This window comes from Mesorhizobium sp. M0152 (genome assembly GCF_040322415.1).
GTDB lineage: Bacteria > Pseudomonadota > Alphaproteobacteria > Rhizobiales > Rhizobiaceae > Mesorhizobium.
The window spans coordinates 123,427-140,008 of record NZ_JAMYTH010000012.1 but is presented as its reverse complement, the minus strand read 5'-3'; the positions used below and the strand labels follow the sequence as shown (position 1 = coordinate 140,008).

The 16,582-nt window shown below is 61.5% G+C and carries 20 protein-coding genes; 15 read left to right on the top strand and 5 right to left on the bottom strand.

Annotation, left to right across the window (positions count from 1 at the left end):
• Window positions 1–2 precede the first annotated feature (2 nt).
• On the bottom strand, window positions 3–794 hold the full coding sequence (locus NKJ26_RS15150) for a L,D-transpeptidase (protein ID WP_352696014.1): 792 nt from the start codon (window positions 792–794) through the stop codon (window positions 3–5).
• A gap of 376 nt (window positions 795–1,170) precedes the next feature.
• On the opposite strand from NKJ26_RS15150, the gene NKJ26_RS15145 reads away from it, so the two are divergent.
• The 14 genes from NKJ26_RS15145 to NKJ26_RS15080 all read left to right on the top strand — a co-directional run bounded on the left by NKJ26_RS15145 (window position 1,171) and on the right by NKJ26_RS15080 (window position 11,045).
• The gene (locus NKJ26_RS15145; protein ID WP_352598176.1) at window positions 1,171–1,602 is read left to right on the top strand and encodes a type III secretion protein; all 432 of its coding nucleotides are present in this window, start codon (window positions 1,171–1,173) and stop codon (window positions 1,600–1,602) included.
• A 26-nt stretch (window positions 1,603–1,628) separates the two neighbouring features.
• A complete protein-coding gene (locus NKJ26_RS15140; RefSeq protein WP_352696013.1) occupies window positions 1,629–2,261 on the top strand; it encodes a hypothetical protein in 633 nt (210 codons plus the stop codon).
• Window positions 2,177–3,112 carry a type III secretion system inner membrane ring lipoprotein SctJ gene (sctJ, locus tag NKJ26_RS15135; RefSeq protein ID WP_352696012.1) on the top strand — a complete coding sequence of 312 codons (936 nt, stop codon included), beginning with the start codon at window positions 2,177–2,179 and terminating at the stop codon, window positions 3,110–3,112. Before NKJ26_RS15140 ends, sctJ begins: the two co-directional genes overlap by 85 nt.
• Entirely contained in the window at window positions 3,109–3,729 is a 621-nt protein-coding gene (locus tag NKJ26_RS15130; protein ID WP_352696011.1) for a SctK family type III secretion system sorting platform protein, read from the top strand. The genes sctJ and NKJ26_RS15130 overlap by 4 nt, the downstream gene beginning before the upstream one ends.
• Window positions 3,730–3,733: 4 nt before the next feature.
• A complete protein-coding gene (gene sctL, locus NKJ26_RS15125; RefSeq protein WP_352696010.1) occupies window positions 3,734–4,351 on the top strand; it encodes a type III secretion system stator protein SctL in 618 nt (205 codons plus the stop codon).
• The gene (locus tag NKJ26_RS15120; protein WP_352696009.1) at window positions 4,348–5,706 is read left to right on the top strand and encodes a FliI/YscN family ATPase; all 1,359 of its coding nucleotides are present in this window, start codon (window positions 4,348–4,350) and stop codon (window positions 5,704–5,706) included. The genes sctL and NKJ26_RS15120 overlap by 4 nt, the downstream gene beginning before the upstream one ends.
• Complete coding sequence (locus tag NKJ26_RS15115; protein ID WP_352696008.1) at window positions 5,693–6,181, top strand: hypothetical protein; 489 nt, start codon at window positions 5,693–5,695, stop codon at window positions 6,179–6,181. The genes NKJ26_RS15120 and NKJ26_RS15115 overlap by 14 nt, the downstream gene beginning before the upstream one ends.
• Before the next feature lie 77 nt (window positions 6,182–6,258).
• Window positions 6,259–7,317 carry a type III secretion system cytoplasmic ring protein SctQ gene (sctQ, locus tag NKJ26_RS15110; RefSeq protein ID WP_352696007.1) on the top strand — a complete coding sequence of 353 codons (1,059 nt, stop codon included), beginning with the start codon at window positions 6,259–6,261 and terminating at the stop codon, window positions 7,315–7,317.
• Window positions 7,310–7,963, top strand: a complete 654-nt coding sequence (gene sctR, locus NKJ26_RS15105) for a type III secretion system export apparatus subunit SctR (protein ID WP_292180090.1) — start codon at window positions 7,310–7,312, stop codon at window positions 7,961–7,963. The genes sctQ and sctR overlap by 8 nt, the downstream gene beginning before the upstream one ends.
• A 19-nt stretch (window positions 7,964–7,982) precedes the next feature.
• Entirely contained in the window at window positions 7,983–8,252 is a 270-nt protein-coding gene (locus NKJ26_RS15100; RefSeq protein WP_352598167.1) for an EscS/YscS/HrcS family type III secretion system export apparatus protein, read from the top strand.
• Window positions 8,253–8,261: 9 nt separating this feature from the next.
• Entirely contained in the window at window positions 8,262–9,077 is an 816-nt protein-coding gene (sctT, locus tag NKJ26_RS15095; protein ID WP_352696006.1) for a type III secretion system export apparatus subunit SctT, read from the top strand.
• Window positions 9,078–9,192: 115 nt separating this feature from the next.
• Window positions 9,193–10,071: a D-glutamate cyclase family protein gene (locus NKJ26_RS15090; protein WP_352696005.1), complete on the top strand. Its 879-nt coding sequence runs from the start codon at window positions 9,193–9,195 to the stop codon at window positions 10,069–10,071.
• Window positions 10,072–10,142: 71 nt separating this feature from the next.
• Complete coding sequence (locus tag NKJ26_RS15085; protein WP_352696004.1) at window positions 10,143–10,439, top strand: universal stress protein; 297 nt, start codon at window positions 10,143–10,145, stop codon at window positions 10,437–10,439.
• Between the two features lie 93 nt (window positions 10,440–10,532).
• Window positions 10,533–11,045 (top strand): hydrolase, encoded by a 513-nt coding sequence (locus NKJ26_RS15080; protein WP_352598163.1) that lies wholly within the window; start codon window positions 10,533–10,535, stop codon window positions 11,043–11,045.
• On the opposite strand, the gene arcC is transcribed toward NKJ26_RS15080, so the two are convergent.
• The 4 genes from arcC to arcD are packed head-to-tail and all read right to left on the bottom strand — an operon-like array spanning window position 11,042 to window position 15,695.
• Entirely contained in the window at window positions 11,042–11,983 is a 942-nt protein-coding gene (arcC, locus tag NKJ26_RS15075) for a carbamate kinase (protein ID WP_352598162.1), read from the bottom strand. The two genes, NKJ26_RS15080 and arcC, sit on opposite strands and share 4 nt — an antisense overlap.
• Window position 11,984: 1 nt before the next feature.
• The gene (argF, locus tag NKJ26_RS15070) at window positions 11,985–12,986 is read right to left on the bottom strand and encodes an ornithine carbamoyltransferase (protein ID WP_352696003.1); all 1,002 of its coding nucleotides are present in this window, start codon (window positions 12,984–12,986) and stop codon (window positions 11,985–11,987) included.
• 17 nt (window positions 12,987–13,003) lie between these two features.
• Window positions 13,004–14,218 carry an arginine deiminase gene (locus tag NKJ26_RS15065; protein WP_352696002.1) on the bottom strand — a complete coding sequence of 405 codons (1,215 nt, stop codon included), beginning with the start codon at window positions 14,216–14,218 and terminating at the stop codon, window positions 13,004–13,006.
• A gap of 10 nt (window positions 14,219–14,228) precedes the next feature.
• Complete coding sequence (arcD, locus tag NKJ26_RS15060; RefSeq protein ID WP_352696001.1) at window positions 14,229–15,695, bottom strand: arginine-ornithine antiporter; 1,467 nt, start codon at window positions 15,693–15,695, stop codon at window positions 14,229–14,231.
• Window positions 15,696–15,998: 303 nt separating this feature from the next.
• Between arcD and NKJ26_RS15055 the strand changes: the two genes are divergently transcribed.
• Entirely contained in the window at window positions 15,999–16,451 is a 453-nt protein-coding gene (locus NKJ26_RS15055) for a pyridoxamine 5'-phosphate oxidase family protein (protein ID WP_352696000.1), read from the top strand.
• Window positions 16,452–16,582 lie beyond the last annotated feature (131 nt).

Genomic DNA, 16,582 nt, shown 5'->3' with positions numbered 1-16,582 from the left:
ATTCAATGCCGGACAATAATCTGGGCGCCGATCTTTACTCGATCATAAAGGTCAATAACGTCTTCATTGGTCATGCGGATGCAGCCGGACGAATTCGCCTGTCCGACGGTCCACGGCTGATTGGTGCCATGGACGCGATAAAGCGTGTTTCCGATATACAAGGCGCGGGCGCCCAACGGGTTGTTCGGCCCTCCCACGACGTGGGCGGGCAGCAAGCGGCCTTTTGAGGCTTCCCTGGATCGCATTTCGGCCGGCGGCCGCCAATCTGGCCAGTCTTTCTTGCTCGAAATCGTGTCGCGGCCGGACCACTCCAGGCCTTCCTTGCCGACTCCCACTGCATATCGCAGCGCCTTGCCGTCTCCCAGGATGTAGTACAGGCGCCGCTCCGTGGTGTTGATCACGATCGATCCCTTCGGTTGAGCTTCGCTGAAAGCCACGATCTCCCTTGGGATTGCCGACCACCCGGGCTGAATTTCTTCGCCCGAAGTCCGGTCACGACCGGAAGGGGAGACCAACACGTTTCTTGCCGGATCGTAAGCCCAACTTCTGGGGTCATAACCGCTGTTCGATTGGGCCTGCGACGGCGCCATGGCGGCAGTCAACATGGCGAGCAGAGCCGACGCACCCAATCTCTGGAAGGGACGAGGACTGATCGGAATCTTGCGTCCAGGAACGCTTGGGGGACCATCCAGCTTCGCGAGCGAGATCTTGTTTGCCGCCACCGAGACCGATCCCTTTCTGTGAAGCATTGAACCGGCGATCACGAACCGGTGATTGATTCCAGCGCGCACCATATCGCTTTGCGGATCGTTCGCAACATTTGGCACGGGAAGTTAATGCGTAGTCCAATTGGACTTCCATTTTTCCCGTGTGCGCGATAGAGTGAAAACCAGCGGGCAAACCATGAAGCGAGCGACGCGGGGCACCACTCGTGGATCGCTTGCAATAGGACCAAAGTTGACGGGACGCGGTATTTGCCATGCGGATCGGTTGTCGGGAGCCAGGGCCGCCTTTGTCGCCTGCGGCCTTGCCGTCCTGGCGCTCGGCCTTGGCTCGCCGCACGCATACGCCGCCGAACCGCGATGGCCTCCTGGGCCTTACAAATACATCACGGTCGACCAGTCCGTGACAGACGCGCTCATCGAGCTTGGCCGCAACATGCGGGTGCCGATGCGCGTCAGCAAGCTTGTAAAGGGGCGCCTGAGCGCCGGCATGCCGGTGGGAACGGCCCGCGAGTTTCTGGAAGAGATTTGCAATCGATACGGGCTGGTCTGGCATTTCGACGGCATCGTCATGAACGTCGCGACCGAAGCCGAAATCCAGACGGAAATGATCCCGCTTGATGCCAACATGGCTGCCGGCGCGGAAGATCGGTTGTCACGGCTGGGCGTCATTGATCCGAGGTTTCCGATCAAGCTTTCTAAGCAAGATGATGTCGTCTCGGTATCAGGGCCACCCTCCTACATCGAACTGGTCAGGAAAACGCTCGGAGTTCCTGCGGCTACGGGCACGAAGCAGGAGCCGGGCAAAGTTGTCTCGGTCCGCGTTTTCCGCGGAAAGCAGGCGGAGGCGCAGGATGTCCCCTCCGCCAGGAAGAACTGAGGAATAAGGAACAGGAGGGCTGGTTCATGCAGATCGCGCCGATTGGAGCCCTGGAGGCTACGCTTGCAAACTTGACCACCAGTATAAGCTCGCAACAGCAGATCACCGCTGGCTTCGCAGCCCAGCCTGGCAATCGAATGGTTGGTGCCAAGCAGGAGAAGCACGACGCCGCGAAAGTCAACACGCCTGAGCGTGGTGATGTCGCCACACGGGCAGGTCAGCAGGCGGCACAGGCATCGTCCGGCGCCAATCAGGCAATGGCTGGACAACCCTCCAAACCGGAAAGGACAGGGCCGATCGTCGAACGCCAACTCTTCGACTATCTGGCCGAGGCCGAGAAGGCGGGGGGCGGGGCGTTCACGGATCCGTCGGCACTGTTCGGTTCCGCCGTCCGGTCATTGGAAGGAACCATGCAACAGGTCCAGAAAGCCCTTGGCCAGGCGAACGCCCCCGTGAGCGCCGATGCAGCCACGGTACAGGATGCCGGTGGCAAGACCGCTACGTCAGGCAAGGAAGCCGAAAATTCCCCGGCAAAGAATGCCGAGCAACTTCTCGAACGGTCCATTTCGGTGATGTGGGCAGCCGCCAATCTCGAGGTGGTGACGAGCAGCGTGACGGCTGTCACGTCGTCCACCAGCACGCTGATCAAACAGCAGTAAATGCCGCGGAGTGTTTCGTGCCGACGCTAACCTTGCCGTGGCGGTCAACGCTATTGAACCGATACGGCGCCCGGTGGCGCGTCGCCCTCGTTGTCATGGGTATGCTCGTGCTGCAGGCGTGCTCTGTGGAACTCTATTCCAACCTCAGCCAGCGGCAAGCCAACGAGATCGTGGCTACGCTGGTGCGCCACGGGATTCCGGCGCAACGCGAGACCGGCAAAGACGGCAAGATGACGGTTTCCGTAGAGAAGGGCCGCTTTGCCGAAGCCATGGCGATTCTCGACGAAAGTGGCTTGCCCAAACAGGAATTCCAGACGCTCGGCGAGGTGTTCAAGAGAGGTGGGATTGTATCCTCGCCGGCGGAAGAGCGGGCGACGATGATCTATGGCCTGAGCCAGGAGCTGTCGCAGACCATCTCGGATATCGACGGCGTGCTTTCCGCGCGCGTTCATCTCGTCCTGCCCGAAAACGATCCGCTGAGACAGCAACTGGTGCCGTCGTCCGCCTCCGTCTTCATCCGGCATCGCGCATCCGTTCCGATGAATGAGCTGATCCCGCAGGTCAAGATGCTGGTGGCCAAGGGTGTCGCCGGACTGACTTATGACAATGTTTCCGTCACCCTCATTCCGGTGACCGCGACAGCCCCCGAACAGGGAACCGGCGAGGCGGGCTTTACGAGCTTCCTCGGCCTCTGGCTGCATCCCGGCAGCGTCGCCGCCGCGATGGGGCTGTTTTACGGCATGGCGGCAGCCATACTCGCGCTGGCTGCCCGGCTGGCTTACGTGCAGTGGTACCGACAGCCAGGCGTCTATGCGCTCGATGCTTCGGCGATGCCTGTGAAGAAGACATGACGGGGACCCGCTCGACGCAAACCGCCAGCCCGGAGTGGCAGGCATTCGTGTCCAACCCCGCATCCTATGTGGATGCGGCAAGGCTCGCGGAATGCTTTGACGGCACGATCGGCGAGGCTGCTTGCGAGCGCATGCTGCAGTCGCAACGCCTGCATCAACGATTGTCGCAGTTTCTGGTCGAGCGTCACAGGCTGTCTTCAGCAGTTGAAGAGCCGGCCGACGAGATCGATCGAGCGATTGCTCTGTCTTCCGGCGAGGAGTTGGAGGAACTCGCGCTTCGCGCCGGCGCGATCTACTGGGCCGGCAGTCTGGCCGCTGTCATTGTTGGACGCGAAGCGGCAGCTTGGCAAGCGGCGCTTGGCGCGGATCTCTGCGCTTTCGCGGTCGCCAATCGCGATCTGGCCGGTCCGATGCAGCGATTGGAGCCCCCGGAAGATATTTACAGTCGTGTCTATGCCGACGGCCTGGGTTGCCTTGGCGCCTGGTGTCAGGCGATGCCTGCCGATACGAGCATGCGGGTGCGCCTCAAGCTGGTGCCGCACGAGCTTGTCGACCAGACGGCAACCGGCCCCTTTGCCGAGGCTGGTCCCGCGATTGTTCGACGAGCGATGAGCTAGGCGGATGGTCGAACCGGGCAAAGCGACCGATGCTGTGCCGAGGCGCCCTTTCGCCCGGATCCTGCGCGCCGCCGAGGTGCGCGCGCTGCAGGACGGGCATGCCTTTCTCGATGAAGCAAAGCGCGATGCGCAGCAGTTGCGCGACGCTGCCCGGCGAGCCTATGCGGCTGAATATGCGCAGGGTTACGAAGACGGCAAGGCGCACGGCGATGCGGATGTCGCGCGCTTGATAAGCGAGACAGCGGTCAAGGTGGATCGCTATCTTGGCGGGCTGGAAGCCGAAGTCATCAGCCTGGCCCTCGATGTCGTGCGGCGAATGCTTGGAGAATTCGACGTCAGCACGCTTGTCGCCAAGGCCGCAAGGCAGGCTGTGACTGAAGTTCGCCGCGCCAAATATCTGAATGTCCGGGTTCATCCCGGTTCCGTCGACAGGGTTCGTGATGAGTTGGACGCGGTCTTGCGCGAGAGCGATCTGGGCATGACGGTGGAGATCGACGCGGATAGCGCGCTGGCGGCCGGCGCCTGTATCATTTCTTCTGACTTTGCCGTCGTCGATGCGAGCATCGACGCGCAGCTCCAGGCCATAGCTGCCGCGATTGCGTCAAAGGCGGAGGTTCCATGACAGCGCGCGCCGTTGATATCGAAAGCCGTCTGGCGTCCATCATTCCGACCCTGCGTTCCGCCCTCCGCGACGATGCGAGCCGGCCGAGTAAGGGGCGTGTTAAGCGGGTCACCGGCACGGTTATCCATGCGACCGTGGAGGAGGCCCGGATCGGCGAGATATGCGAACTGGTCGACCCCAGGACCGGCAAGACGACCAGGGCGGAAGTCGTCGGCCTCATGGACGAAATGGCGATCCTTGTTCCGCTTGGCGACCTGAACGGTCTTTCAAGCCTGACCGAGGTGGTTGCGACCGGAAAGGACCAGCGAGTACCCGTCGGTCCCGGGCTTCTCGGCCGGGTGATCAGCGCGCTCGGCGAGCCCTTGGACGGCAAACCGCTTTTGCCGGATGGCATTACCAGCAGCTATCCGGTCAACGCCTATCCGCCATCTCCGCTGGAACGCAGTTTGATTTCCGAGCCGATCCAGCTCGGAATCCGGGCCCTCGACGGGCTGCTCACCTGCGCGCGTGGGCAGCGCGTCGGCATCTTCGGTGAACCTGGCGTCGGCAAGTCGATCCTGCTTTCCGATATTGTCAGCGGCACCGATGCCGATGTTGCCGTGGTCGCCCTTGTCGGCGAGCGCGGCCGCGAGGTGCGCGAATTCGTCGAACATCAGCTTGGACCGGAAGGGCGGCAGCGGGCAATCGTCGTCGTCGCGACATCGGACCGGCCCGCCATCGAGCGCGTCAAGGCCGCCTATGTGGCGACCAGCATTGCCGAATATTTTCGTGACCAGGGCAAGCATGTGCTGCTTGCGATGGACAACATAACGAGGTTTGCCCGTGCGCAGCGCGAGATTGGCCTGGCCTCGGGCGAGCCACCGACGCGTCGCGGTTTTCCGTCTTCGCTGTTCGCGGTCTTGCCGCGCCTGCTCGAACGATCGGGCCCCGGCCGCGTCGGCTCCATCACGGGCCTCTACAGCGTTCTCCTGGAAGGAGACGGCACGCTGGATCCGGTCGCCGAGGAAATCCAGGCGCTGCTCGATGGCCACGTCTTCCTGTCGAACGAACTCGCTCAGCGGAACCATTTCCCGGCCATCGACGTCTTGCGCAGCCGAAGCCGCCTTATGGACGCGGTTGTGTCGCCGGTACATCGGTCAGACGCCAGCCGCCTGCGTGAGCTGCTTGCCCGCTACGCCGATATCGAACTTCTCCTGCGGGTCGGTGAATACGAAAAGGGCAGCGACGCCTTGGCGGACGAGGCGGTGGCGAAGATCGATGCCATCAATGCCTTTCTGCGTCAGGCGTCCGCCACACACGAGAGTATCGAGAAGACACGCCAAGTCATGCGGGAAATCGTCGATGAAAGACCGTGACATGATCGCTCGATTGCGCCACCTCAGACGCCGCCGGGAAGAACGCGCGAAGGAAGTCGTGATCAGAAGGCACGCCGCCGCGCACCGGGCCACCAGGGAAGCTCAAGAGGCGGCCACCGCCGTCACGCAACACCTCCAGCGCACGGTCGACGCCGAAGATGCGGCGTTCGGTTCGCTTGTCGGACAACCGGTAAAGGCCGCCAGTCTACATCGGCTCCAGGGACGATTCGAAATCGCCGCCAGAAAAACCGAGAAGCTGCGTGAAAACGAGAAGATGGCCGGCGTCGCCGAGGAGCGACGGAAAATGGAGTTGTCGGCAGCCCGCAACGATCATCATGCGAGCATGAAGGCGGTGGCGAAGCTGGATCGACTGCTGGAGCATCTGACCAAACGCAGCGCGCGTCGTCGCCTGGCTCTTTCCGAGCTTGTCGAGGAAGAGGAACGCGGTTCGCCGCGCTTGCCTGCAGAACGATAGCCCATCGGTGACCGTGATATGGAAGTGTAATGCCTCAGGCCCTGGCGTCGGCAAAGACGAAAGCGCGCGGAAAACCGGTGAAACGCACGGCCGGCCTGCCCGGAGTCGGCGAACGGCTGACGCTGGAATCCGTCGCCGCCGTGGACGTCGGGGCCTTGAACGCCTTCTACCGCCGTCGCGCTCCCGCGCAGATCACCATCGCGGGGAAGGCAATGACGATTGCTGCGGTCTGGCCGACGGCGAGCCCCGCGGACCAGCGGCTGTGCACGATTGCGTTCACCGTCGCAGGCAAGGTCGCCAAATTGCGCCTGCCGCTTTCTGTCGTCGAACAAACCCTCGCCAAGGCTGACGAGCTGGTCGACATGAAACGATTGGCGCCCACCCACGCCGCACTGCTGCTGGAATCCGCATTCGAAAAAGACCTCGAAAGGATCGAGGGCAAGCTGGGTGAGAGGATCGCGCTCACCTCGGTCGAACGAAGAGATACGGTCTCGGAGCAAATCTCGCTCGCTTTCGCCATGGCCAGCAACGACGACACGATAGACTGCGTGCTGAACACGGCGGACGCCGGCCTGGCGGTTCGGATCGGCCGCCTTCTAGACGAGATCGGCGAGACGAGGCTGCCGATTCCGGCCGAATTCCCGCTGTCGGTCTGTCTTCGGCGTGGCGCGCTGACGATCACCCTTGGCGAGCTTCAAAGCCTGCAGCCTGGCGATGTGGTGCTCTTCAGGGATGCGGAGGAAGAACGCATGGCGGCACTCATCATTGCCGAGCGCCTTTATGCGCCGGTGACCTTGACTGCCGATGGGCCGCAATTGCTTGCCGCGCCGACTGCAATCGCCGGATCGAATTGGGAGTGGACCATGAACCAGAACACGCCGCCGCCAGCCGGCCAGACATTGGAAGAGTCGACTCTGGACGAGTTGCCGGTCGCGCTTGCCTTCGAGATCGGCCGCACGGCAATGCCTCTTGGGGACGTAAGACAGCTTGCGCCCGGCGCTATCGTTGCACTCACCGACGTAACGGAGGAGACCGTCGACATCATCGCCAACGGCAAGCGTGTCGGTCGTGGCGAGATCGTGCGGATTGGGGAAAACCTGGGCGTGCGGATCGTCCGTATGTTCGACAATGCTTGAGAATTCGCCCAACCTGCTTGGGATTCTGATCGCTGTCGGCTTCGTCGGATTGCTGCCGCTGGCAGTCGTCACGATGACGGGCTTCCTGAAAATTTCGGTCGTGCTGTTTCTCATCCGCAACGCGCTTGGCGTCCAACAGATGCCGCCCAATCTGGTGCTTTACGGCATAGCGCTCGTGCTCACGGTCTACGTCACCACGCCGATGCTGAGCGAGATGTCGGGCCGGCTTCAGGAAGGGCAAGTTCAGTTCCAGACGACGGACGACCTCGCCAGGGCGGCGCAACTGGTCAGGGAACCATTGCAGCGGCATCTTATGAAATTCACCCAGCCGCAAGAGCGGCAGTTCTTTCTCGACGGCACCACTCGCCTGTGGCCGGAACAAGCGCGGCAGAACCTCAAGGACGACGATCTCTCGATCCTTGTTCCGGCCTTTGTCGCATCCGAGCTTACCCGTGCCTTCGAGATCGGCTTCCTGCTTTATCTCCCTTTCCTCATTATCGATATCGTTGTTGCGAATGTCCTGATGACGCTCGGCATGATCATGGTGTCGCCGGTTCTCATCTCGATCCCGCTGAAACTGTTCCTTTTCGTCGCCATTGATGGCTGGTCGCGGCTGATGCATGGCCTCATTCTGAGTTACGGCTGACGCCGCTGGGGGATTGTGCATGAACAATGACTTCATCCTGGCGAAGATCCAGAGCGCGCTTCTGACGGTGCTGCTCGCGTCCAGTCCGGCGATCATCGCGGCGCTTGCCGTCGGCATCCTTGTCGGCCTTGCCCAGGCGCTGACGCAGATTCAGGACCAGTCGCTGCCGCAGACGATCAAGCTCGTCGTGATCCTGCTGGTCATCATGGTCTTCGGTCCGCTGCTTGGCCAGCAGATCGCGGAGCAGGCCTCGACGGCGCTGGACGAATTCCCCGTCGTCACGCGCTGAGGCTGGCGGATGCCGGTCGAACCAATCTTCGCATCTGTCAAGGAACTGCAGTTCTATCTTCTGGCAGGCGCTTTCGCGCTCGCACGCCTGACCGGTTTCATGCTCCTGATGCCGCTCTTTTCGCGTGTGCCGCTAACCGGGCTTCTGCGCAACGGCGTGGCCCTGGCGCTCGCGGTTCCGGTCTTTCCGATGATCGTGACCAAACTGACGAACACCGATATCACGACGACGATGATCGTCCTGTACATGCTCAAGGAGGTCGTTGTCGGGGTGACGCTCGGGCTGGCAATGGGCATACCGTTCTGGGCGGCGGAGGCCGCGGGTGACATCCTGGACCTGCAGCGCGGTTCCACGATGGGGACCCTGATCGATCCGATGATGACCCATGAGACGAGTGCCACCGGCACTTTGCTTGCCGTCATCATGGTCACGATCTATTTGGCGGCCGGCGGCCTGCAGCTTTCCCTGAGCAGCCTCTACGACAGCTACGGCCTCTGGCCAATCGACCAGCTTCTGCCTGTGTTCAGCAAGGATGCCGCCAGAATATTTCTCGATCTGCTCAACCGCATCCTGGTGATGGCACTGACCCTTGTGTTCCCGGTCGTCATCAGCATGCTCTTGTCCGACATTGTGCTGGCTTTCCTGGCGCGCGCCTCGCCGCACCTGAATGTCTTTGCCCTCTCGCTGGTCGTCAAGACGCTGGTGTTCAGCCTTGTCCTTGTCCTCTATGCGGCTTTCCTGCTCTTCTACATGAACCGGGATCTCGGCTTCCTGCACGAAGCAACCCGACAGATAGAAGCAATCGGCTGCCGCAGCTGTCAATGACAACAAAAGCTCTATGAGTGGTGGCTAATAAAAATGAAGTCTCCTTCGCCGACCAATAAACACAATTTATCGACTAGGAAAGATTCTGGTGATTTGACAAGCGGGTGATCCGTCGATGATCTTACGCGCTCTCGACGTGTCTCTGAAACATACATATGCCTCGGATGCCATGGCCCGCCAGACCTCTTCATTGTTCCATGACAATTTGCGACTGGTCGATGCAGACGGATTGCGCAGACTGGTTAGAAGGGGGGCCTATGAAGGGCATACAGGAGGGCTAGCGCGCGGCAAGCTGCAGGCCAATGTTGTGATTGTGCCCCGCAGCGTTGCCGGCGACTTCCATCAATTCTGCGTCCGCAACCCGAAGCCCTGTCCATTGGTGGGCGTGAGCCGCGCCGGCAGCTCATTGCTCCCAGCCCTGGGTGATATCGATATTCGCACCGATGCACCCCAGTACAACATCTATTGCTTTGGCGAGATGATCCGTCGGAAGACCGACATCATCGACCTGTGGCGAGATGACTTTGCCGCTTTCGCGCTCGGCAGTTCACTCACCGTCGAGGCAGCACTTGCCGAAAAGGGCGTGAAACTCCGACGCGTCGGCTTCGGAAAAACCTTCCCCAAGTTCCGGACCAGAATCGACACCTGCCGCGTCGGACCATTCGGTGGCGAAATCGTCGTCTCGATGCGCCCGATCAGATTGTGCGATGTCGACAGGGTTCGCGCCCTCACCGCACGCTTCCCTCATGCCCACGGCTCTCCCATCCATGTCGGAGAACCCGGGATCATCGGAATAAGCGACTTGATGGCTCCCGACTGGGGCGATGCAGTGGAAATCGTGGAGGACGAGGTCCCCGTATTCTGGGCCAGCAGCCTAACCGCGCAAGACGCTGTTGCGCGCGCCGAACTCGCGATCTCGATCACAGTGTCTCCGGGCCATATGCTGATCACCGATGTGGATGCTCAAGCCCAAGCAGGTTGCATGCTCTACTAGCAGTCCTCCATCACGCCAGAGGCGCGAACGATCATCGCTGCTGCCGGTGTCGATCGTCAGCCTCACCGACCGTGGCGATATCTTTGCCGGTGCGGCACTCACCATGGTCCTCGTGGTGGCGACGCTGGTCCTGCTGCTCGGGCTGGAGCGAATTACCGCACGCGCAACAAGCCGTCAGCCCCGCCGATGCCATCCTCAACTATGCCGAGCACAATGACGTCGGGCACATCGTCGTTGGAGCCCGGGCATCATCGGCAATCCGCCGCCATCTCGGCAGTGTCTCGACCAAGGTCGTGGCACAAGTCCTTTGCTCCGTTTCAGTGGTCCGATTAAAGGCAGTCGAGGAACAAGGGCGGCGGCCGCTTTGATGCGCTTCGATCAGGATTCAGGGGCGTCTTGACAAGGATCAAGGATGGGTGGGCTCGTTGCCCGTCAGATGGCTGCTCAAATAAGGAACAGCCATGAAGACGAATGAAACGCCTCGATACGACGCGAGTGTCAACACAACCGGCTGCTGCCCCAAATTCAATCCCGAGGGTTGGGACAGCCAGGAACTGCACTTCAAGGACAAGCGGTTCGTCAAAGCCACAACCCACAGCGTCATGCATATCCCAATGAACATGGGCAGCGTGTTCGCACGCGTTAACAGGCACTTGAAAGACGCCGGTGCTTCCGACGATCTCGATCAGTTTATCGTTCTCAGTAAGGATGTCTCGCCCTGGACCAGCGAACATCTGTTTGCGGTCTCGAAACCTGTCGCCAACGAGGAGATGACCACGCTGAGCGGCGACTATGTGACCAAATTGTTCGAGGGGCCGTACAGCCAGGCGAGGACCTGGGATAGTGAAATGCGGCAGATTGCGCGCGATCGAAACACAGAGCCGGGTGATGTGTATTTCTTCTACACGACCTGCCCGAAATGCGCGAAAGCCTATGGCAAGAACTATGTCATCGGTGTCGTGGCAGCAACCTAGGATCTCGCAAGCTCGATGGGCGAGGGCAGGGCGCTGGCTTCGAACCAGGTGCCGAGTTCCCCTCCGACAATTTCGACGGCATCGTCGAGCTTGCCGATTGCAGCAGGCTTGCCAGTGGCTTCAATGAATTCGATTGCAGCGCTGACCTTCGGTCCCATGGAGCCGGCCGGAAAAGTCCTGCCCGATAGCTCCCTGGGGCTCACGCGCCGGAGCGCCCGAGCGGCCGCTGTTCCGTAGTCGACATAGACGGCGTCGACATCCGTCAGCATAAGCAGCATGTCCGCCTTCAACTCGCGAGCGAGAAGCGAGCTTGCCAGGTCCTTGTCGATGACGGCTTCCACGCCGCAAAGACTGCCGTCATCCCGGGCTATCACCGGAACCCCACCGCCGCCGGTGCAGATGACGATTACGCCGCGCTCGACCAGGAACGAGATCACCGAAGCTTCCAGGATTGCCAGCGGCTTGGGCGAAGGCACGACGCGTCGCCATTTGTCGCCATCGGGCGCGATTTGCCAGCCGCGTTCGGTGGCAAGCTTGCGTGCGGTTGCCTCATCGTAGACCGGGCCGATCGGCTTCGTCGGGTGAGCGAAGGCCGGATCGCGCGGGTCCACCGTCACCTGCGTCAGCAGGGTTGCGAACAGCCTCCGCTTGAGGAGGTTGCCGAGTTCCTGCTCGATCACATATCCGATCATGCCGGCGCTCTCGGCCCCGAGCACGTCGAGTGGAAACGCCCCGGCGCCCGGGCTGGCAGCGGCCTGGAGCGCGAGCAGGCCCACTTGCGGGCCGTTGCCGTGCGTAACTACAACCGAGTGTCCTTCGCCGATGAGTTCCGCGAGCACGGATGCGGCGCGTTTGATGTTGGCGCGCTGGTTCTCCGCCGTCATCGGTTCGCCACGGCGTAGCAGTGCGTTTCCGCCCAACGCGACGACGATAAGCATCTCAGTTACCGATCGTGGCGACGAGCAGGGCTTTGATCGTGTGCATCCGGTTCTCGGCCTGGTCGAAGACGATCGACGCTGCCGACTCGAACACCTCGTCGGTGACCTCCATGCAGTCGATACCGTATTCCTTCGCAATGAAGGCGCCGATCTCGGTTTCCGTGTTGTGGAATGCCGGCAGGCAATGCATGAATTTCACGTGGGGATTGCCTGCAGCAGCCATCACTTCGCTGGTGACGCGGTAGGGCGTCAAAAGGCGAATACGCTCGGCCCAGCCGGATTTGTCCTCGCCCATCGACATCCACACGTCGGTATAGACAAAGTCGGCCCCCTGGACGCAGCCCGCCACGTCTTCATCGAGCCGGAAACGGCCACCGCTGCGTTGCGCTAGGTCTCTGACATGGGCGCAGAATTCCTCGTCCGGCCAGAGTTCCTTCGGCGAGGCGATGCGCATGTCGATGCCGACCTTGGCTGCCCCAAGTGCCAGCGACAGCGCGACATTGTCCCGACCCTCACCGACGAAGGCGACGGTCATGTCCGAAAGATGCTTGTGCGTGAATTCGCGCATAGTCATGAGGTCGGCAAGGATCTGCGTCGGGTGCGCCTCGTCGGTAAGACCGTTGTAGACGGGTACGCCGGCATGCGTGGCAAGCAATTCGGCCTGGTGCTGGCCAAAGCCGCGATACTCGATGGCGTCGTACATGCGGCCGAGCACGCGCGCCGTATCCTTCATGGATTCCTTGTGGCCGATATGGCTGCCGGTGGGACCGAAATAGGTGACGTGGGCGCCCTGGTCATAGGCCGCCACCTCGAACCCGGTTCGGGTGCGGGTCGAATCCTTCTCAAAGATCAGCGCGATGTTCTTTCTGACGAGACGCGGTATCTCGTGACCGGCGAGCTTGGCTGCCTTGAGGTCGGCGGCCAGTTTGAGAAGAAAGCGGATCTCGCCGGCCGTTAGATCGTCCAGGGTCAGGACGGAGCGGCCGTGAAGATTGATCGACATAGAGATTTCCTTTCGGATCAAATCGGGTCGCGGGCAATTGGACAGGTCATGCAGTGCCCGCCGCCGCGCCCGCGGCTAAGCTCGGCGCCTTCGACCGTGATCACTTCAATTCCTGCACGGCGCAGGAGGGTGTTTGTATAGACGTTGCGGTCGTAGCCGATGACCACACCTGGCTCGACCGCAACAACGTTGTTGCCGTCATCCCATTGCTCGCGCTCGGCCTCGTAGCGGTCGCCACCGGTGGCGATGATCCGCAGCGATTTCAGTCCAAGGGCTTCGGCAACAACAGCCGTGAACGGCTTTGCCTCATCGGTGACCTCGATCGCCGCCGCGCCATCGCCCGGTCGCAGCGAGAAGGTGCGCAACCGGTCGACCACTGGCGGATACATGGTTACGAGGTCGCGGTCGCAGAAGGTGAAGACGGTGTCGAGATGCATGAAGCTGCGATCCCGTGGCATTAGGGCGGCAATCACCCGCGTCGCCTCGCCGGCCGCGAACAGGCTGCGCGCAAGGCCGCCAACGGCTTGCGGCGTGGTGCGCTCCCCCATGCCGACGAGAACTGTTCCGCCTCCGATCGGCATGACGTCGCCGCCTTCCAGGCTGGTGCCTGTTCCCAAATCCGGCGACACGAAGGGAATACCGCTGTCGCGAAAGCGGGGATGGAAACGGTAGACGGCTTCGACATTGGCCGCCTCCGGGCGCCTGGCAGGCCAGTACATGGAATTGACCGAGACCGAACCGTAGATCCAGCAGGAACTGTCGCGAGTGAAAAGCTGGTTCGGCAGCGGCGGCAGCACGAAATCCTGGGGGGCGAGCGCCCTTCCGGTCAGGCCTTTGGGCTCGAACGGAAGCTCCGCCCGGGCAATGCCGCCGACAAGGCAAGATGCCAGCGGCTCCGACGGCATCTCGTTGAGCCATCCTCGCATCTCGTCGACCATGTCCAGCCCGACGACGCCGGGATGTACCCGCCGGTCGAGAAGCCAGTCGCGGGCCTTGCTCAGGCTCATCGTCTCGGCCAGGAGTTCGCCGAAGGAATGCACCAGCACGCCGCGCTCGCGCAGCGCGTCGACGAAGACATCGTGCTCCTGGCGCGCGCGCTTGACCCACAGCACGTCGTCGAAAAGCAGCGCCTTGCAATTCTCCGGCGTCAGCCTGCGCAGGCTGAGACCCGGACGGTGGACCATCACCTCGCGCAGACGGCCGACTTCGGAATGAGCACCCAGGCTTGTCATCTCGATCCCCTCAAAGCGGGCTGACGGCGCCGGTCCACATCTCGTAGACGGCGAGGATGGCGACGGCGACAAGGGCTGCGGCGAGCGCCGCTTCCGCAGGATGGAAAATGCGCTGATTGGTTTCACGGCGGGCCCAGATGTAGAAAAAGATGCCGGGCGCATAGAGGATCGCGCACATGAACAGGTATGCGGGCCCGGCCGCGTAGACGAGCCACAGTCCGTAGACCGTCGCCAGCAGTCCTGCGAAAAGAGGGCCGGCGCGTTGCTCGTCGCCGCCATAACTTTCTCCGGTCAGCGCGAGCTTTGCCGCGTAGGCTCCGGAAAAGATGTAAGGCACCAGGATCGCGGCCGACGCGATGTAGAACAGCGCCTGATAGGTGCTTTGGGCGAAGAGCGTGATCACCAGGAATGCCTGGACGAGCAGATTGGTGATCAGAAGCGAGATCGAGGGCACACCGCGGTCGCTTTCCCAGCCGAAGAATTTCGGCATCGTGCCGTCCTTGGCGGCGACATGTGGAATTTCGGCCGCAAGCAGCGTCCAGCTGAGGAAGGCGCCGATCACGGACACGACAAGCGCGATGTTGATCAGGATGGCGCCCCAGGGGCCGACAACCGCCTCCAGCACCCCCGCCATGGAGGGGTTCTTCAGCGCGGCGAGCTCAGGCTGGCTGAGAATGCCGAGCGACAGCAGCGACACCAGGGCGTAGAGCGCGAGGCAGGTGAAGAAGCCGAGCACGGTCGCCGTAGCTATGTCTTTGCGGCGCTCGGCCCGGCCGGAAAATACGCTGGCGCCTTCGATGCCGATGAACACCCAAAGCGTTACCAACATCGTGCTCTTCACCTGTGCGGTGATCGAGCCGAGACTGGCGTTGCCCAGACCAGTGAAATCGAGTGACCAGACTTGCAGTTTGAAGGCGACGGCAACAACCCCGACGAACAGGACAATCGGAGCGATCTTGGCCACCGTGACGATGAGGTTCACGACAGCGGCCTGCCGGATGCCGGCGAGAACCAGGACGTGGATCAGCCACAGCAGGATCGATGCGCCGAGCACCGCCTGCCAGGTGTTTCCGTCGCCGAACGCCGGAAAGAAATAGGACAGGGCGCTGAATACGATCACCGCGTAGGAGACGTTGCCAACCCAGGCACTGATCCAGTAGCCCCAGGCGCTGTTGAAGCCGATGAAGGGACCGAAGCCGGCCTTGGCGTAAGCGTATGGCCCGGCATCGAGCTCGGGTTTGAGGGTTGCAAGTGATTGGTAGACGAAGACCAGCGCCAGCATGCCGACCGCGGTGATCGCCCAGCCAATCAGGATTGCGAGGGGACCAGCACCTGCCGCCATGTTCTGCGGCAGGCTGAACACGCCGGAGCCGACCATCGAACCGATCACCAATGCGGTCAGGGAACCCAGTCGAAGTTTTGTTGGCGCCGCGGTCGCGACCTTCGGAACAGGGATGTTGAAACCAGCCGTAGTCATGATGCTCTCCCAAGAATTGCAGGCTCTGATGGGAGCAATGAACAGGAAAAGGGGACCGGCAGCTTTGATGCGGGTCAAATCCATTTACGGAGCAGCGAATGGTGAGTCCGAATCCAATTGTTCCGAATGACCGAGTTCGAGCCTTTGCGATCGTTCGGTAGCGCGCGTCGGATGACGCGATCTGGCCCGGACCAGCCATTGCGGCCGAGACGCGTTTGCCGGCTATTTGCGTTGATGTGGGTCAATGCCAGGCGACTAAGGTCCTACTATCGTCATGGTCAGCAATGAGTTTGGAGACAACCGATGGACGAAGAGGTCAGAAATAAGATCCTGACGCTGTTGGATCAGCACCGGATCATGACAATTGCAACGCTGAGGCAGGACGGCTGGCCACAGGCGACGACCGTCGGCTACGTGAACGAAGACCTTACCCTTTACTTCCTCTGTGGTCTGGATAGCCAGAAGGCGGCGAATCTAGCGCGAGATAATCGCGTGTCCTTGACCATCGATCACGACATGCCTCAGGTGATGGAAATCACCGGACTTTCCATGGCCGCGCACACGCAGCCGGTGGTAGACCGGGCCGAAGCGGAAAAGATCCTGCGGATGCTGCCGCTGAAGTATTCGGAGCAAGTCTTGCTCCCAGGCCCGATGCCGACTCCGGAGCAGGTCCGCATATTCCGCGTGATGCCTACAGTCATCTCCGTGCTCGACTATTCCAAGGGATTTGGCCACACCGATCTGGTCACCTGCTGAGCGCTCTCCTTGCCAAGACAAGCTTTGGGCTATGAGCGAGGCCGCCAAATCTGCCGGCAAGGTTGTGCATTCATATCTGGCGGCTGGCACATCGGCGGATGACCGCCAGCGGCGCAACGTGCTCGTTCCGG

Bases quoted from the DNA above. Each gene is read 5' to 3' on its own strand.
- NKJ26_RS15150 (WP_352696014.1), bottom strand. From the start codon at position 794: ATGGTGCGCGCTGGAATCAATCACCGGTTCGTGATCGCCGGTTCAATG.
- NKJ26_RS15145 (WP_352598176.1), top strand. From the start codon at position 1,171: ATGCGCGTCAGCAAGCTTGTAAAGGGGCGCCTGAGCGCCGGCATGCCG.
- NKJ26_RS15140 (WP_352696013.1), top strand. From the start codon at position 1,629: ATGCAGATCGCGCCGATTGGAGCCCTGGAGGCTACGCTTGCAAACTTG.
- NKJ26_RS15130 (WP_352696011.1), top strand. From the start codon at position 3,109: ATGACGGGGACCCGCTCGACGCAAACCGCCAGCCCGGAGTGGCAGGCA.
- sctL (WP_352696010.1), top strand. From the start codon at position 3,734: ATGGTCGAACCGGGCAAAGCGACCGATGCTGTGCCGAGGCGCCCTTTC.
- NKJ26_RS15120 (WP_352696009.1), top strand. From the start codon at position 4,348: ATGACAGCGCGCGCCGTTGATATCGAAAGCCGTCTGGCGTCCATCATT.
- NKJ26_RS15115 (WP_352696008.1), top strand. From the start codon at position 5,693: ATGAAAGACCGTGACATGATCGCTCGATTGCGCCACCTCAGACGCCGC.
- sctR (WP_292180090.1), top strand. From the start codon at position 7,310: ATGCTTGAGAATTCGCCCAACCTGCTTGGGATTCTGATCGCTGTCGGC.
- NKJ26_RS15100 (WP_352598167.1), top strand. From the start codon at position 7,983: ATGAACAATGACTTCATCCTGGCGAAGATCCAGAGCGCGCTTCTGACG.
- sctT (WP_352696006.1), top strand. From the start codon at position 8,262: ATGCCGGTCGAACCAATCTTCGCATCTGTCAAGGAACTGCAGTTCTAT.
- NKJ26_RS15090 (WP_352696005.1), top strand. From the start codon at position 9,193: ATGATCTTACGCGCTCTCGACGTGTCTCTGAAACATACATATGCCTCG.
- NKJ26_RS15080 (WP_352598163.1), top strand. From the start codon at position 10,533: ATGAAGACGAATGAAACGCCTCGATACGACGCGAGTGTCAACACAACC.
- arcC (WP_352598162.1), bottom strand. From the start codon at position 11,983: ATGCTTATCGTCGTCGCGTTGGGCGGAAACGCACTGCTACGCCGTGGC.
- argF (WP_352696003.1), bottom strand. From the start codon at position 12,986: ATGTCGATCAATCTTCACGGCCGCTCCGTCCTGACCCTGGACGATCTA.
- NKJ26_RS15065 (WP_352696002.1), bottom strand. From the start codon at position 14,218: ATGACAAGCCTGGGTGCTCATTCCGAAGTCGGCCGTCTGCGCGAGGTG.
- arcD (WP_352696001.1), bottom strand. From the start codon at position 15,695: ATGACTACGGCTGGTTTCAACATCCCTGTTCCGAAGGTCGCGACCGCG.
- NKJ26_RS15055 (WP_352696000.1), top strand. From the start codon at position 15,999: ATGGACGAAGAGGTCAGAAATAAGATCCTGACGCTGTTGGATCAGCAC.